The organism is Streptomyces sp. HUAS MS02 (assembly GCF_055702265.1).
This window is the reverse complement of the sequence record NZ_CM146747.1, coordinates 1,382,347-1,398,438: the sequence shown is the minus strand read 5'-3', so window position 1 is coordinate 1,398,438 and position 16,092 is coordinate 1,382,347. Positions and strand designations below refer to the sequence as shown.

Below are 16,092 nucleotides of genomic sequence, written 5' to 3'. Positions count from 1 at the left end.
GTGGACCGCACGGCAGTGCACAGGGCGAACGTAGAGCGTCGGTGCGGGTGGGTCAATGCCCTTACTGTGCAGGGTCGTTGACAGTTTCGAAAGGGTGCTGCAGGCGTGCGCAGAGCGCACCCCGTGTGTACGGATCGCACCACCGTGCGTACGGATCGCGCGTGCCGGGCGTCTCCGAGCGGGTTCCTGGAGGCGACGATGCCCGATCGAGACTGGTTCGGCGCGGCCCGCGAACCGCACTTCGTCCGGTTCCTTCGAGCGGGGACTCGCGGTCATCCGGGCCCTCGGACGCGGAGCATCCCGCGCGGACGCGCAGAGAGGTCGCCCGGACCTGCGAACGTGCGTGACGGGGGCGGCCGCGGGCCGGGCGCGAGCCCTGGCCCCCGGCGCCGCCGCCCCTACAGGTCGAGCACCAGCCGCGAGCCCTGGCAGCGGGACACGCAGATGAGCATGGTCTCCCCGGCCGCGCGCTCCTCGTCGCTGAGCACCGAGTCGCGGTGGTCCGGGGTGCCCTCCAGGACGTCCGTCTCACAGGTTCCGCACGTGCCCTCCGTGCAGGAGTACAGCACCTCGACCCCGGCGGCCCGCACCGTGTCGAGCACGGAGACCCCGACGGGAACCGTGACCGTCTTCCCCGTCCGCTCCAGCACGACCTCGAACTCGCCGTCCGGGCCGGTCTCCTGCTCCTTCGGCCGGAACCGCTCGATGCGGAGCGACTTGCCCGGGCACCGCTCCTCGACCGCGTCGAGCAGCGGTCCGGGACCGCAGCAGTAGACGAGGGTGTCCTCGGGCAGCCCGTCCAGCACGGACCCGAGGTCCAGCAGTCCGCTCTCGTCCTGCGGAGCGACCGTCACCCGGTCCCCGTACACGGCCAACTCCTGCTGGAACGCCATGGATTCACGGCTGCGTCCGCCGTACAGCAGCGACCACTCCGCGCCCGCCGCCTCGGCGGCGGCCAGCATCGGCAGGATGGGGGTGATGCCGATGCCGCCGGCCACGAACCGGTAGCGGGGCACCGGCTCCAGCGCGAAGTTGTTCCGCGGGCCGCGCACCCGGATCTTGTCGCCGCGCGCCAACTCCGTGTGCACGTACGCCGATCCACCGCGTCCGTCGGGCTCCCGCAGCACCCCGATCCGCCAGGTGTGCCGGTCCGCCGGGTCGCCGCACAGCGAGTACTGCCGTTCCAGTCCGGGGCCGAGCAGCACATCGATGTGCGCGCCCGGTTCCCAGGCCGGGAGTTCCTCGCCCAGCGGATGCCGCAGAGTGAGGGACAGCACGCCGTCGGCGACGAACTCCCGGCTGTCGACGATGAGTTCGGCCTCGTGCACGGACGAGGTGGAGGACGAGGTCATGAGGTGTTTCCTTGCGGCTCGTGTCCTTGCGGGTGGGCGAGCATCCACTCCCACATCTCGATGGGGTCCTGCGCGGTGTGCTCGCGCCCGCAGTGACAGGTGCCGTGCAGGATGTCCGTGCCCGGCAGCCAGGCGATGCGGTAGACCTCTCCGGTCCGGAAGGTGGGCGGTGTGCTCACTGGACCTTCTCCACCGGCTTCTCCCCCTGCTCGACCAGCCGGGCGAGGATACGGCGGGCGGCCAGACCACCGGTGTCGATGTTGATGCTCAGCTCCTGGTAGCCGGTGCGCTCGGAGCCCAGCGTCTCCTGGAGCAGGTTCAGCGCGACGACGTCCTGCATGACGACCGTGTGGTTGTTGCCCCTCAGGAACCCGGTGACCTCGTCGTCGTCGGTCGCCCAGTCCCGGGAGACCATCCAGAAGTCGTACACCTTGCCGTCCGTCGACGGGGTGATCGCGTAGGTGATCTCGGTGTGGAAGCCGTTCGGGTCGCTGCCGTCCGCCTCGGGGAGCACGCCCACCGGCGCGATCCGGCTGTGCAGCAGGTACAGGCAGGGGGCGAAGTACTCGATGTCCTGCCAGCGGGTGATGCGTCCCTCGATGCCGGTCGACCTCGCGTAGAAGGGCGGGCACTCGGCGTCGTCCATGTGCCGGCTCACCCGCACGACACCGGCGCCCTCGTCGACCTCGGTGGTGATCGGCGTCTCCGCGACCTCGGGGGTGCCGATGTAGCCGCCGTGCAGATAGGTCTCGTGGGAGAGGTCGAGCAGGTTGTCGACGAGAAGGCCGTAATCGGCGTCGATCGGCTCCATACCGCGCACGGTCGTCCAGCCGGGGGCGGCCAGGTGCTTCGCGCGCGGGATGCTCTGCGGGTCGGCGAGCGCCGGGTCGCCTATCCACACCCAGATCAGCGAGTCCTGCTCGACGACCGGGTAGGAGGCCACGCGGGCCGTCCGCGGGACCCGCTTCTGCCCCGGCACGTACACACACGCGCCCGTCGTGTCGTACGTGAAGCCGTGGTAGCCGCACACGATGCGGTCCCCGTCCAGCCCGCTCTTCGACAGCGGGTACCGGCGGTGCACGCACCGGTCGTGCAGCGCGACGGGCGTGCCCTCCTCCTCCGTCCGGTAGAAGACGAGCGGCTCACCGAGGATCGTCCGACCCAGCAGCTCCCGCCCCACCTCTTCGGCGTAGGCGGCGACGTACCACTGGTTCCTGGCGAAGGCGGTCATGTGAGGCATGGGGTTCCCGTCCCTGTCGGCGGGGCGTCGTCGCCCCGCGTGCCGTGGTTGGACTCAGCGTCCTGAGGGCTGGGGTGGCCGCGCAAGGCGGCTTCTGCCAGGCGGAAGTGTCTCTGTAAACGAGCTGGTCAGGGCCTTGTCGGGTGCCTTGCTCATCACTGGCAGGGCTGCGGAGCACCGCCGCTGGGTGGTTCGCTCCTGCGGCGGCCGCTGATGGATTTGGCGACCACGTCTGATCGTAGTGATGCCGAGATTGTCCGGAAGTGGGACTTACGTTGGTGAACGCACCTTTTTCTTGCCCGTTCTTGAGTGGTACACCGGCAGAGTTTGCATTCTCGCAGTTCAAGACTGGTCAACGCTGCCGCAAGGGCGTGCCGGGTCGAATCCGGGTCGAATCGGCCCGCCTTGGCGCACCTGGCTGGGTTATCGCAGGTCAGGAAGGTGGCAGACGGAATCAATCCGCGTGGGGAGAGGCGGACGGCTGCCTGGCACAGCTGTTGGTGTCCTCGCAGAAGCGGGTTGGGGCAGCGGGGCGGGGCAAGCTGATGTGGTGAGGACCGCCGTGAACGGGTGGGCTCGCCCCTGTTGGCGGCGGAAATGCGAAGTTCCCTGCAGGTGGTCTGATCGTCTCCCCGCTCGCGGACATGAGATCTCCCCACTGACGGACGCGTGATCGTTCAGGTGTCTTGATCACCCGGCTTGTGCTCTTGGCCGGGTGAGGACCGAGGAGGAGATCATTGAAGTCGATCACCGCACAGGGAAGCGGTGTTCAGGTTGACGTGGGCGAAGCCTTGGAAGAAGTCGCTGCCCTGACGTGTGGTAAGCAGCGCGGCGGTGGATTCGCCGTCGCCGGCGAAGGCCGTGAGGCCGGCGGCGCCAACCCGGGCCAGGGCACGCTGGAACCATTGGTAGTCGTCGGGGCGGACCTGGTATCCGGGCTCGGAGGTGTCGGGGTCCTTGCCCTTGCCTGGCTTCACGATGCCTATGGTCGGGTTTTTGTTCTCCAGGGGCAGGTCGATGTCTGTGGCGGGGGTGCCGTCCGGGATGTGCAGCCAGCCGTCGGGGCCGTCGGCGTGCAGGGCGTGAACGGTGAGCGGGTCGCCCAGGGAGATTTCCGTGCTGAGCAGCAGGGCCGGGGTCTCGTTCCAGGCTCCGATGTGCACCCCGTCCGCATGGACCGCTGCGGAGGCGAGTTGCTCGTATGCCTGCGCGGTGTCGCCGTTCTGCGCGGCGGCGTGGTACGAAGAGTGCACGTGGTAGGCGAGGCGGCGGTCCTCCAGCCAGGCCGCGCTCAGACCCGCCCTGACACGCGCCTGACGCCCCTGCTCCGGTGAGATGCCGGGGATGTGACTCAGCTGCATCGGATCATCGATGATCAAGGCCCGCCGAGCGCGGAACACCAGCGGCAGGACCGAAGCGATGGAGCTCTGACTGGCCCCGTCGACGACGACCAGGTCGAAGAGCTTCGCGGTCGGCCTCAGGTACCAGGCGGCATCCGGGTCGCTGGAGGGCTGTCCGGGGCGAGCCCCTTGGCGTAGGTACCGATGACGGTGGCGTCGACGCAGGCTCAGCCGTCCCAGTGGCCGTCGGAGCCGGCCAGGCGACTTGCTCAGCGCGCGGCGGCCGCGGCTCCGTCCACGCCGATCACCCTCGGGACCACCTGCTGTGGCAGTGGCAAGTGCCGCAGATGGCGCAGCGCGGTGCTGCGGGAGACCGGCATGGCCATCGGACGCCGTCCTGCATACGCTCAGCATGTCGGGGCAGGCACGGCGAGAACGGCGTGCCCGCGGCCGTGGCCCGGTAGAGGATGATGGGTCATGACGATCGTGTTCCGGATTCCAGCCACTGGTGCGGAGCGGGTGGGGTTCGCCTACTCGCCGACAATGGAAGCCGTACTGAGTCTCCATGTGCTGGTGGAGCCCAAGCACCACCCCGTCCAGCACGGCTGGGTGCGGGCGATGCGCAAGCTGTCCCCGGCGCTGAAGCGGGAGATCGAGGCGTTCTCCTACGCGGTGCGCTCGTACTTCCCCGAGTTCCTCTTTCCGCAGCCGACCGGCGGACTGGCGGACTTCGAAGGCGAACTGGCCGCCCTGCGCACGGCGGATCCGGAGCTGGTCCGGCTGGAGTTCGCCATTCCGCTGCTCTCGCCATGGCCGGGCGGCGGCCAGGGCAGGGACCCGCACGTGCTGGACGAACCGGACGTACGCCGGCTGCTGCGGGAGCGGCTCGCACGGGAGAGCGACGACGCCATCGCCGCGATGCTCCTCGACGACCCCCGCGCGCTGCTCGAACGGTTCCTGAGCATGCTGGAGCGCTACTGGCGGGAGGCGTTCGAGGAGGAATGGGCACGGCTCGAACCCGAACTCGCCGCCGGCGTCAGCGAGGCCGGGCACCAGATCGAGCAGCGCGGTCTGTACGGGATGCTGCGCGGCCTGTGGCCGGAGGTGCGCAGCGATCCTCAGACCGAACGCTTCTGGCTGGAGCGACCGCACGATCACGAGGTCGCCATCGGTCCGGACGACACCCTCGTACTCGCCCCCAGCGCCTATGTGTGGCCGCATGTACGCGTCAACTGCGACGGTCCGTGGCCTCTCGGCCTCGTCTTCCCGGTCTCCTCCATCGCCCGGGAAGCCCGCCCAAGGATTCCACCCACCCAGCTCGTCGGCACGTTGCGGGCGCTCGCCGACGACACCCGGCTGCGCGCCCTCCGGCTGATCGCCGAACGCCCACGCAGCACCCAGGAACTGGCCCCGCTCGTCGGCGTCAGCGAGGCCGCCCTGTCCAAGCACCTGCGCGTACTGGCGGACGCGGGCCTGCTGGAGCGCCGCCGCGAGGGCTACTACGTCCTGTACCGGCTCGTGCCCGGGCAGGTGGCGGGCCTGACCCCGGGCCTGGAGAGCTTCCTGAGGAGCGACGACACCGCGACGTCATAGTGCCCGAGCCCAATCGGAGGCCGCCGAGTTCGTGCCGGCGTCCATATGCCCCAGCTCGTGGGAAGGGCAGCCTCGTGGAGACGCACGAGGAGGAAGCGCAATGATCCCTGAAACGACGCGCATACGCGCTCCCCGGCCCCGAGTGGCCGCGCTGGGCGAGTACGCCATCGATGCCGTGCACGGGTTCGTGCCCGCCGAGGACCCGGTGGACGCGCTGCCGACATACTACGAACCGTGGGAGCGGCTCGGGCGGAACATCGCAGCCCTGATCATGACAGGGCGGATGCGCCCGGCGGTCGAATCGCTGCCCGTCCTCGCACCGGACCGGCTGCACTCCAGCGGGGAGCAGGAACGGGCCATGCTGCTGTTGTGCTCTCTCGCGAACGCGTACGTGTGGGTCACCGACACACCCGCGGACACGCTTCCGGCACCGCTGGCGCAACCGCTCCACACGCTCGCCGAAGCCCTGGACCGGGCGCCGATCATCTCCCACGCCTCCATCGTGCTCCACAACTGGCGGCGCATCGACGCCCGTGAACCGCTGAGCATGTCGAACATCGACACCCAGGTGACGTTTCTCGGCGGCGTCGACGAGAAGTGGTTCTATCTGGCGACGGTGGGCGTCGAACTCGCCGGCGCTCCCGGGCTGCCCCTGCTCGTGCGGGCCCAGCACGCGGCGGCGGCCGAGGACCAGGCCGGTCTCACCGAGGCGCTGCTCGGTATCCGTGATGTCGTCGACAAGGTGACCGACGCGTTCCTCGACGTCGAGCGCTGGTGCGATCACTACGTCTTCTACCATCGCATCAGGCCGTTCCTCACGGGATGGTCCGCGCCGGGGCTGCGCTTCGAGGGCGTGGACCGGGAACCGCTGGTGCTGGCCGGCGGGAGCGCCGCACAGAGCTCCCTCATCCAGGCCTTCGACGCCGGACTCGACATACCGCACCCGCACGGGATGACGGCGGGATTCCTGACCGGCATGCGCGCACACATGCCCGCGCCCCACCGCCGCTTCCTGGAGGATCTCGAGGCCGGTCCGTCGGTCCGTGAATGCGTCGAGCGAGGCCGCGGCACCCACCCCCGGCTCGGCGACGCCTACAACGCGGCGGTGGACGCCCTGGTCCGGCTCCGGGCCCAGCACATCGGCATCACCGGGCGCTACATCAAGCGGTTCCAGAGCGACCAGGAGACCGCCAAGGGAACCGGCGGCAGCGACTTCGTCGCCTTTCTGAAGAAGTCGCGGGAGGAGACCACCGATCGGCTGCTGCCATGACAGCACCTGTGTACGGGGACTTCGACCAAAGCCAGCTGGACGCCCAGTACTCACCCAGCAGCATGGTGGACGACATCCGGCCGTTCCTGGACGACTACGCGGACCGCAGCCGTCTCGCCCGACAGGAGCTGGCCGCGGTAGCCCGTCGCGACCTGCGCTTCGGACCGGGACACGACGATCGCCTGGACGTCTACGGTCCTTCGGGACCGGGCCCGCAGAGCCGACCCGCTCTCTTCTTCGTCCACGGCGGATACTGGCAGCAGCTGTCCAAGGAGGACACCGTGTTCCCGGCTCCCGCCATGGTGAAGGCGGGTGCTGTCTACGCCACTCCGGACTACACCCTCGCCCCGCGAGCCCGGCTCTCGGACATCGTCGACCAGGTGCGCAGGGCCTTCGTCTGGCTGTGGCGCCGGGCGGCCGACCACCGAATCGACCCCGAGCGGATCGTGGTCTCCGGATCCTCGGCCGGCGCTCACCTGGCCGCCATGCTGCTCGCCACGCCGTGGCGGCAGTGGGGTCTGCCCGCGGACCCCATCGCGGGCGCGGTGCTCTTCGGCGGGATCTATGACCTGACCCTGGTACGGCAGACCTACGTCAATGACGTCGTGGCCATCGACGGCAGCGAGGTCCAGGACTGCAGTCCGCTGTTGCTGACGCCTTCGGTCCGCTGCCCCGTGGTGATCGCCTGGGGGGAACGTGAGACGGACGAGTTCAAGCGGCAGTCGCGCGCGTTCGCGGAGCATCTGCGCCGGCAGGGCTGCCCGGTCACCGCGTTCGAGCAGTCCGGGCGCAACCACTTCGACTCTCCCGTGGAACTCGCCGTGCCCTCCGCCCGAGTTCATGACGAGACCCTGCGTCTGATGCGTCTGGCCGCGGCTCGGCGCTGACCGCTTCACTCCCTGCCACCAGAGCGACCAGCCCGTTCATGACCACCTTCGGCCCACGCGCTCCGCTTCGGCGCCTGCGTCGACCCGCATCGGTCATCCGGCTCCATTTCCCAGAAGGGTATTGCCTTGCTCGCGCGACCCACCGCCTCCGAAGCCGAGGCCCACCAGCTCGACGAAGCCCTCCCCGGGCACCGCGAGCTGTTCCACGTACCGCCCGCCGACGGCGGCAGATACACCGAGACCGCGTACCTCGCGGGCAACTCCCTCGGCCTGCAGCCCAAGGCCACCCTCGCGGAACTGACACAGGACCTCTCCGACTGGAGCCGCTTCGGCGTCGAAGGCCACCACGACGCCGTACGCCCGTGGTTCGGCTATCACCGCCTGCTGACCGAGCCGGCCGCGCGCCTGGTCGGGGCGCTGCCCGAAGAGACCGTCGTCATGAACTCCCTGACGGTGAACCTGCATCTGCTGATGGTCTCGTTCTACCGCCCCCAGGGCGAGCGGACACAGATCGTGATCGAGGACAGCGCCTTCCCCTCGGACAGCTACGCGGTGCGCAGCCACGTGCGCTTCCGGGGCCTCGATCCGGACCAGGCGGTCACCAGGCTGCGTCCGCGTCCCGGGGAGGACTGCCTGCGCACGGAGGACGTCGTCGACTTCCTCGACCGGCACGGACACACCGTGGCCCTGATGCTGCTGGGCGGCGTCAACTACCTCACCGGCGAGCTGATGGACATCCCCGCCATCACCGCAGCCGGCCACGCCGCGGGCGCGACGGTCGGCTGGGACCTCGCCCATGCGGCAGGCAACGTCCCGCTCCATCTGCACAACTGGGACGTCGACTTCGCCGCCTGGTGCTCCTACAAGTACCTCAACTCCGGACCCGGCGCGCTGTCGGGGGTGTTCATCCACCAGCGGCACGTCACCGACCGCGGCCTGCAGCGCCTGGAAGGGTGGTGGAGCACCGACGCCGCCACCCGGTTCCGGATGGAACCGGTCTCCCAGCCGCCGGCCACCGCCGACGCATGGGCGATCTCCAATCCGCCGATTCTCGCCATGGGCCCGGTACGCACCTCGCTGGAACTGTTCGACACCGTCGGCATGGCGGCGCTGCGGGCGCGCAGCGAGAAGCTGACCGGGTACCTGGAGGGACTTCTCGACGCGATCACCCACACCCGTCCACTGACGGTGATCACTCCCAGGGACACGCAACGCCGAGGCGCCCAGCTGTCGCTGCGCGTCGGCCGTACGAGCGCGGCCGACCTGGCCCGCAAGCTGCGCCACGAGCACGGAGTCGTCGCCGACGCCCGCGAGCCGGACATCATCCGGCTGGCACCGGTGCCCCTCTACTCCACCTTCCACGACTGCTGGCGGGCCGCCGACGCGCTGGCCCACTGCGTACCGGAGGAAAGATGACCCAGACCGGCAACCCGGCCCCCCTCCCGCCTGGGCAGGCGGCCGTCGCAGGCGGGGACCAACAGCACCCGGGCGAGCTCGTACGCTCGCTCACCCACCGCCAGACCACCATGATCGGCCTCGGCTGCGCACTGGGCACCGGCCTCTTCCTGGGGTCCGGTTCGGCCATCGGCATAGCAGGCCCTGCCGTGATCCTCTCCTACATCGCGGGCGCGGTACTCGTCGCCATCATCGCCCGGGTGCTGGCGGCGATGACCATCGCCCATCCCGTGCGCGGAACCTTCGGGACCATCGCCCACCTCTATCTCGGCCCCTGGGCGGGCTTCGTCGTCCGGTGGCTGTTCTGGGCCGGAACGACGGTCGCCATCGGCGGCGAGGTGGTGGCCGCGGCGATCTACATCCGCTACTGGTGGCCGCAGGCCCCGATGCTCCTGCTCATCGCCGCCGTCTCCGCCGTGGTACTGGGCGTCAACCTCTTCAGCGTCGGGTCCTTCGGCTTCGCGGAGTTCTGGCTGTCGAGCGTGAAGGTGACCGCAGTGGTGGTGTTCATCGCGGCAGGACTGCTGCTGGTGTTCGTCGGACTGCCGCACACGCCGGCCACGGGCCTGGGAAACCTCACCTCGGGTGGCGGCTTCTTCCCCAACGGGCTGACGGCCGTCTGGACCGCCCTGTCCGTCGTGATGTTCGCCTTCGTGGGATTCGAGACCGTCTCCATCTCGGCGGCGGAGGCAGCCGACCCCGCACGGTCCATCCGCACCGCGATGCGCGCGCTCATCTGGCGTCTGGGACTGTTCTACATCCTGTCCATAGGGCTCATCGTCACCCTCGTGCCGTGGCGGGACGTCGCAGGCGGTGACGGGGGCGTCGACGGCAGCCCGTTCGTCCACGTCTTCACCCAGGTCGGCATTCCGGCCGCCGCCTCGCTGACCAACGCGATCGTGCTGATCGCGGCGATCTCCTCGGCCAACGCGCAGCTCTACGCGGCCAGCCGCTTCCTTCACTCCCTGGGCCACGACAGATGCGCCCCCGCCGCCGTGGCCCGTCTCAGCCGCCGCGGGGTCCCGGTGCGGGCCCTGCTGGTCTCAGCCGTCGGCATCGTCGCGGCAGCCCTGCTGGCCGCTTTCAAGGTCAACAGCGTCTTCAACCTCCTGGTCTCCGTCGCCATCTTCTCCGTCCTCCTGGTGTGGCTGCTGATCCTCGCGTCCTACCTCGCGTTCCGCCGCTCCGCTCAACCGGCCGCACCGCAGGACCTGCGGGTTCCGGGCGGCGCCTGGACGGCCTGGGCCGGCATCGCGGGTGTGCTGGCGGTGGCCTCGACCGCCGCGGTGGTGCCCGTGATGGCGCAGGCCGCCTGGGTCGGCTCCGGCTTCACCCTCGCCCTGCTCCTGGTCTACGCCCTCAAGGTCCGCCACGTGATGCGCAGGGACGCACCCGTCGCGCCGAACAAGGAGGCGGGCGAACCCAACCCTCAGGAGGCACCCCATGTCCGCTGAACCGCTGCCCGTCATCCGCAACTTCGTCGGCGGCACCTTCGCCGAACCCGACGAGGAACGCTGTTTCACGAAGACCGACCCGGCCACCGGCACGCCCCTCGCCCAGGTGCACGAGGCGGACCGGACCCTGGTCGACCGCGCGGTCCGCTCGGCACGCGGCGCCCTGGCGGATGGCTGGGCCCACACTCCCGTACGGGAACGCACCGCGCTGCTGCGCCGGGCGGCCGACCTGATCGAGCAGCGCTTCGAGGAGTTCGTGGCCGCGGAGGTCGGCGACACGGGCAAGCCCGTGACCCAGGCCCGCGAACTCGACGTCGCCCGCGCGATCGCCAACTTCCGCACGTTCGCCGACATCGTGGCCGCGGCCGGCCAGGACTCCTACCTCACCGACCTGCCGGACGGGCGCCAGGCCCTCAACTACGCGGTGCGCAAACCGCTGGGCGTGGTGGCCGTGATCGTGCCCTGGAACCTGCCGCTGCTGCTGCTCACCTGGAAGGTCGCCCCCGCGCTCGCCTGCGGCAACGCGGTGGTCGTCAAGCCCAGCGAGGAAACCCCGTCCACCGCGGCCTTGCTGGCCGAGGTGCTGGCCGACGCCGGTCTGCCCGCCGGGGCCTACAACGTCGTGCACGGCTTCGGCGCCGGTTCCGCGGGCGAGTTCCTGGTGACCCATCCGGGCGTGGACGGGATCACGTTCACGGGATCGTCCGCCACCGGGACCGCGGTCATGCGGGCGGCGGCGCCCGGGGTGCGCCCGGTGTCCTTCGAACTCGGCGGCAAGAACGCCGCGATCGTCTTCGACGACGTCGATGTCGACGAGGCGCTCGACGGGCTGTCCCGGTCGGTGTTCACCAACACGGGCCAGGTGTGCCTGTGCACCGAGCGGGTCTACGTCCACCGGGCCGTGTTCACGGACATCGTCGACGGCCTGGCCGAGCGGGCCGGCCGGCTGCGGCTCGACGACCCGTTCAGCGCGCACACCACCACCGGCCCGCTGATCTCCCAGGAGCACCGGCGCAAGGTGCTGCGCTACTTCGACCTCGCCGAGCAGGCCGGCGCCAAGGTCGTCACCGGAGGCGGCACACCGGCCCTCGGCCCGGCCCTCGACGGCGGCGCGTGGATCGAACCCACCCTGTGGACCGGGCTGACCAACGCCGACCGCCCCGTACGCGAGGAGATCTTCGGTCCCGTCGCCGCGCTCATCCCGTTCGACACCGAGGAGGAGGCCATCGCCCTGGCCAACGACACCGACTACGGTCTCGCCGCCGCCGTGTGGACCAACGACCTGCGCCGCGGTCACCGTGTCGCCCAACGTATGGACGTAGGCATGGCCTGGGTCAACACCTGGTTCCTGCGCGACCTGCGCTCTCCCTTCGGCGGCGCCGGGCTCTCCGGCATCGGCAGGGAAGGCGGCGCCTCCTCCCTCCACTTCTACACCGAGCCCACGAATGTGTGCGTGCAGCTATGACGACCGACACCGACACCGAGCCGAACACACCCGCCCCGCCGACGGGAGGAGACGACGCCGTCGAGGCCGCCGTCTCCCGCCTGACCCGCGCAGCCGCCACCGGAACGCCCTGTGCCCCCATCCGTGACCTGCTCGGCGACACCGGCGTCGACACCGCGTACGAGGTGCAGAGCCGTCTCGCCTCCGCGCGGCTGGCCGCGGGAGCACGAAGGGTCGGTGCCAAGATCGGCCTGACCGCGCCCGCCGTACAGGAGCAGTTCGGCGTCTTCGAACCCGACTTCGGGATGCTCTTCGACGACATGGTCCTCGCCCACGGCGAGCCCGTCGCCCTGGACCGCTTCATACAGCCGCGCGCCGAGGGGGAGATCGCCTTCGTCCTCGACCGTGATCTCGACCGGCCCGGCGCCACCGTCGCGGACGTCCTGCGCGCCACCGCCTTCGTCCTGCCGGCCGTCGAGATCGTGGACTCCCGCATCGCCGGATGGGACCTGACCATCACCGACACCGTCGCCGACAACGCCTCCAGCGGCGCCGTCGTCCTCGGCACCGTCCCGCACACCCTGGCCGGGCTCGACCTGGCCCGGGTCGGGATGACGCTGTACCGCGACGACGAGCCCGTCTCCTTCGGTGCCGGTCACGCCTGCCTCGGCTCCCCGGTCGTCGCCGTCACCTGGCTGGCGCGCGAACTGGCCCGCCGGGGCCGGCCCCTGTGCGCCGGCGACGTGGTGATGTCCGGTGCCCTGGGACCGATGGCGGAGATCAACGACGGTGGCCGCTACCGCCTGGAACTGGACGGACTCGGCACGGTCGAGGCCCTGATCGAGCCCCGTACGGAGGACAGCGCATGAGCACCGGAACCACCGCCCGGGCCGACGGCGTCAAGGTCGCCGTCCTGGGCTCGGGGAACATCGGAACCGACCTGATGGTCAAGGTCATCCGGCAGTCGAAGAACCTGCGCATGGCGGCCTTGGCGGGCATCGACCCGGCCTCCGAGGGCCTGGCGCGCGCCCGGCGCCTGCACGTGGCCACCACCCCTGCGGGAATCGACGGTCTCCTGGAGATGGACGAGTTCGCCGACGTCCGGATCGTGTTCGACGCGACATCGGCCGGCGCCCACGCCCGGCACGCCGAAGTCTGCCGCGCCCACGGCAAACTGCTCGTCGACCTCACGCCGGCCGCTTCGGGGCCGCTCACCGTCCCTTCGGTGAACCTGGAGAAGCACCTCGCCGCCGACGACGTCAACATGGTCACCTGCGGCGGGCAGGCCACCGTACCCGTCGCCGCGGCCGTCTCCCGGGTGGCTCCGGTGGTCTACGCCGAGATCGTGGCCTCCCTCTCGACCCGCTCCGCCGGGCCCGGTACCCGTGCCAACATCGACGAGTTCACCGAGACCACCGCCCGGGCCCTGCGCGAGGTCGCGGGCGCGGGCACCGCGAAGGCCGTCATCGTGCTCAACCCGGCCGACCCGCCGGTGTCCATGCGCAACACCGTCTACTGCGTCGTCGAAGACGCCACGGCCGGCACGCTGCGGGCCGTCGAGGACTCGGTACGGCAGGCGGTCCGGGACGTCCAGGAGTACGTGCCCGGCTACGAACTCGTGCAGGACGTGCAGTTCGACGCCCTGCGGGAGGTGTGGATCCCGCACCTCGGCCGGCATGTGACGGGCACGCAGGTCACCTGCTTCCTCCAGGTCCGCGGCGCCGGCCACTACCTGCCGGAATACGCCGGCAACCTCGACATCATGACCTCCGCCGCCCTGCGGACAGCCGAGCGCATGGCCGAACTCCGAGGATGGGTGAGCCAGTGAACCTCTACGTCCAGGACGTGACCCTGCGGGACGGCATGCACGCCGTCGGGCACCGTTACACCACCGCCCAAGTCCGCGACATCGTGGCCGCACTCGACCGGGCCGGGGTGGACGCCATCGAGGTCGCCCACGGCGACGGCCTCGGCGGCTCCAGCGCCACCTACGGCTTCGGGGCCCACACCGACGAAGAATGGATCCGGGCCGCGGCCGAGGTGATCGAGAACGCCACCCTCACCACCCTGCTGCTTCCGGGCATCGGCACCATCGCCGATCTCCGCCGGGCCCGTGCTCTCGGCGTGGGCAGCGTGCGCGTGGCCACCCACTGCACCGAGGCCGACATCAGCGCGCAGCACATCGCCTGGGCCCGCGAGAGCGGCATGGACGTCGCCGGGTTCCTGATGATGAGCCACATGGCCGCCCCGGCCCGACTCGCCGAACAAGCCCGGCTGATGGAGTCCTACGGAGCCCACTGCGTCTACGTCACCGACTCCGCCGGCCGACTGACCATGACCGATGTGGCCGAACGGGTCGACGCCCTGCGCCAGGTGCTCGCCGACGACACGCAGATCGGCATCCACGCGCACGAGAACCTGTCGCTGTCCGTCGCCAACAGCGTCACGGCCGTCGAGCGCGGGGCGCTGCGCGTGGACGTCGCGCTCGCCGGACAGGGAGCGGGCGCCGGGAACTGCCCCGCAGAGCCGTTCGTCGCCGTGGCGGACCTGCTCGGCTGGCGCCACGGCTGCGATCTGTTCGCCCTCCAGGACGCCGCCGAGGACCTCGTACGGCCGCTGCGGGAGCGGCCCGTCCAGGTCGACCGCGACACCCTGACCCTCGGCCGCGCGGGCGTCTACTCCAGCTTCCTGCTGCACGCGGCGCGCGTGGCCGCACGGCACGGGCTCGACTCCCGCCTGCTGCTCCAGGAGGCCGGCCGCCGCGGTCTGGTCGGCGGCCAGGAGGACCTTCTCACCGACATCGCCCTCGACCTGGCCCGTGTGCCCGCCGAGGCAGGAGGAACGGCATGAGCACGCCCGATCGCCTGGAACCGGCCCTGCGTCTGCATACGGCCGCTCGCCGGCGCACCCCCGTTCCCGGCCTCGCAGACACCCACTCTTTCGGCATCGACGACGCCTACGCCGTGCAGGAAGCCCTGGTCGGTCTGCGGCAGACCGGGGGAGAGCGGCTCACCGGCGTGAAGCTGGGCTTCACCAGCAAGGCCAAGATGGCGCAGATGGGTGTCTCCGAGATCATCGTGGGACGCCTGACCGACGCCATGCGCATCGGCGACGGCGCCGAGGTGGACCTGTCGGACTTCATCCATCCCCGGGTCGAACCGGAAGTGGCGTTCCGGCTGAGCCGACAGGTCGATCTCGACGACCCTGCGACCGACATCGCCTCGTGCGTGGACGCGGTCGCACCGGCCATCGAGATCATCGACTCCCGCTACCAGGACTTCCGCTTCACCGTCACTGACGTCATCGCCGACAACACCTCGGCCGCCGGGTACGCTGTCGGCTCCTGGCACCCGCTCACCGACGTCGCGAACAAGGCGGTGCGGCTGCGCACCCCGCAGGCGGAGGCCGTCGGATCCACCGCGGCGATCCTCGGAGCACCCCTGGCCGCCCTGCACGCCCTGCTCGACATCTGCCGCAGGCGCCGTATCCCCCTCGCCCCCGGACAGATCGTCCTGGCCGGCGCCGCCACCGCCGCCCTGCCGCTCACCCCCGGCGTCACCGTCTGCGACATCGCGGGGCTCGGCACCGTCACCCTGAAGGGCCGCTGATGAACACCGCACGCGTAGTCGACGGGCAGGCCACCCCCCGGGGACGGTTCCCGCACGTGAAGGTCGTCGGCGACCTCGTCTTCGTCTCCGGCACCAGCTCCCGCAGGCCGGACAACACCTTCGCGGGCGCCGAGGCCGACGCCCTGGGCACGACCACCCTCGACATCCGGGCCCAGACCCGCGCCGTCATCGAGAACCTGCGCGCCATCCTGCGGTCGGTCGGCGCCGACCTGGAGGACATCGCCCAGATCACCGCCTACCTCGTGAACATGAACGACTTCGGTGGCTACAACGAGGTCTACGCCGAGTACTTCGACGCCCACGGCCCCACCCGCACGACGGTCGCCGTCCACCAGCTGCCGCACCCGCACCTGCTCATCGAGATCCAGGCCATCGCCGCCCTCAGCCGCCGCTCCGCACACTGACCCGCCCTCTTCCAAGGAGACACG

At 70.5% G+C, this 16,092-nt stretch carries 15 protein-coding genes; 11 read left to right on the top strand and 4 right to left on the bottom strand.

All coding sequences use genetic code 11. The annotated features are described in order from the left end of the window. Window positions 1-398 precede the first annotated feature (398 nt). The 4 genes from ACZ9QC_RS06060 to ACZ9QC_RS06045 form a co-directional block, all read right to left on the bottom strand. Window positions 399-1,352, bottom strand: a complete 954-nt coding sequence (locus ACZ9QC_RS06060) for a PDR/VanB family oxidoreductase (RefSeq protein WP_472919170.1) — start codon at window positions 1,350-1,352, stop codon at window positions 399-401. After that, complete coding sequence (locus tag ACZ9QC_RS06055) at window positions 1,349-1,531, bottom strand: hypothetical protein (RefSeq protein ID WP_467488110.1); 183 nt, start codon at window positions 1,529-1,531, stop codon at window positions 1,349-1,351. The genes ACZ9QC_RS06060 and ACZ9QC_RS06055 overlap by 4 nt, the downstream gene beginning before the upstream one ends. Further along, window positions 1,528-2,592 (bottom strand): Rieske 2Fe-2S domain-containing protein, encoded by a 1,065-nt coding sequence (locus ACZ9QC_RS06050; RefSeq protein WP_472919169.1) that lies wholly within the window; start codon window positions 2,590-2,592, stop codon window positions 1,528-1,530. The genes ACZ9QC_RS06055 and ACZ9QC_RS06050 overlap by 4 nt, the downstream gene beginning before the upstream one ends. Window positions 2,593-3,326: 734 nt before the next feature. Then, window positions 3,327-3,953 carry a hypothetical protein gene (locus tag ACZ9QC_RS06045; protein WP_472919168.1) on the bottom strand — a complete coding sequence of 209 codons (627 nt, stop codon included), beginning with the start codon at window positions 3,951-3,953 and terminating at the stop codon, window positions 3,327-3,329. A gap of 456 nt (window positions 3,954-4,409) precedes the next feature. Between ACZ9QC_RS06045 and ACZ9QC_RS06040 the strand changes: the two genes are divergently transcribed. The 11 genes from ACZ9QC_RS06040 (at window position 4,410) to ACZ9QC_RS05990 (ending at window position 16,068) form a co-directional block, all read left to right on the top strand. Beyond that, the gene (locus tag ACZ9QC_RS06040; protein ID WP_123994225.1) at window positions 4,410-5,525 is read left to right on the top strand and encodes a DUF5937 family protein; all 1,116 of its coding nucleotides are present in this window, start codon (window positions 4,410-4,412) and stop codon (window positions 5,523-5,525) included. Window positions 5,526-5,625: 100 nt separating this feature from the next. Continuing rightward, window positions 5,626-6,795, top strand: coding sequence for an indoleamine 2,3-dioxygenase (locus ACZ9QC_RS06035; protein ID WP_472919167.1), 1,170 nt, complete (start codon window positions 5,626-5,628; stop codon window positions 6,793-6,795). After that, the gene (locus ACZ9QC_RS06030; RefSeq protein ID WP_472919166.1) at window positions 6,792-7,682 is read left to right on the top strand and encodes an alpha/beta hydrolase; all 891 of its coding nucleotides are present in this window, start codon (window positions 6,792-6,794) and stop codon (window positions 7,680-7,682) included. The genes ACZ9QC_RS06035 and ACZ9QC_RS06030 overlap by 4 nt, the downstream gene beginning before the upstream one ends. A gap of 126 nt (window positions 7,683-7,808) precedes the next feature. Further along, complete coding sequence (gene kynU / locus ACZ9QC_RS06025) at window positions 7,809-9,098, top strand: kynureninase (protein ID WP_472919165.1); 1,290 nt, start codon at window positions 7,809-7,811, stop codon at window positions 9,096-9,098. Then, window positions 9,095-10,591 (top strand): amino acid permease, encoded by a 1,497-nt coding sequence (locus ACZ9QC_RS06020; RefSeq protein ID WP_472919164.1) that lies wholly within the window; start codon window positions 9,095-9,097, stop codon window positions 10,589-10,591. Before kynU ends, ACZ9QC_RS06020 begins: the two co-directional genes overlap by 4 nt. Then, entirely contained in the window at window positions 10,581-12,056 is a 1,476-nt protein-coding gene (locus tag ACZ9QC_RS06015; RefSeq protein WP_472919163.1) for a 2-hydroxymuconic semialdehyde dehydrogenase, read from the top strand. Before ACZ9QC_RS06020 ends, ACZ9QC_RS06015 begins: the two co-directional genes overlap by 11 nt. Continuing rightward, window positions 12,053-12,904 carry a 2-keto-4-pentenoate hydratase gene (locus ACZ9QC_RS06010; RefSeq protein WP_472919162.1) on the top strand — a complete coding sequence of 284 codons (852 nt, stop codon included), beginning with the start codon at window positions 12,053-12,055 and terminating at the stop codon, window positions 12,902-12,904. The genes ACZ9QC_RS06015 and ACZ9QC_RS06010 overlap by 4 nt, the downstream gene beginning before the upstream one ends. Further along, a complete protein-coding gene (locus ACZ9QC_RS06005; RefSeq protein ID WP_055539667.1) occupies window positions 12,901-13,863 on the top strand; it encodes an acetaldehyde dehydrogenase (acetylating) in 963 nt (320 codons plus the stop codon). The genes ACZ9QC_RS06010 and ACZ9QC_RS06005 overlap by 4 nt, the downstream gene beginning before the upstream one ends. Next, on the top strand, window positions 13,848-14,885 hold the full coding sequence (gene dmpG, locus ACZ9QC_RS06000) for a 4-hydroxy-2-oxovalerate aldolase (RefSeq protein ID WP_123994217.1): 1,038 nt from the start codon (window positions 13,848-13,850) through the stop codon (window positions 14,883-14,885). The genes ACZ9QC_RS06005 and dmpG overlap by 16 nt, the downstream gene beginning before the upstream one ends. Continuing rightward, complete coding sequence (locus ACZ9QC_RS05995) at window positions 14,882-15,643, top strand: 2-keto-4-pentenoate hydratase (protein WP_055539665.1); 762 nt, start codon at window positions 14,882-14,884, stop codon at window positions 15,641-15,643. The genes dmpG and ACZ9QC_RS05995 overlap by 4 nt, the downstream gene beginning before the upstream one ends. Further along, on the top strand, window positions 15,643-16,068 hold the full coding sequence (locus ACZ9QC_RS05990; RefSeq protein WP_123994215.1) for a RidA family protein: 426 nt from the start codon (window positions 15,643-15,645) through the stop codon (window positions 16,066-16,068). The genes ACZ9QC_RS05995 and ACZ9QC_RS05990 overlap by 1 nt, the downstream gene beginning before the upstream one ends. Window positions 16,069-16,092 lie beyond the last annotated feature (24 nt).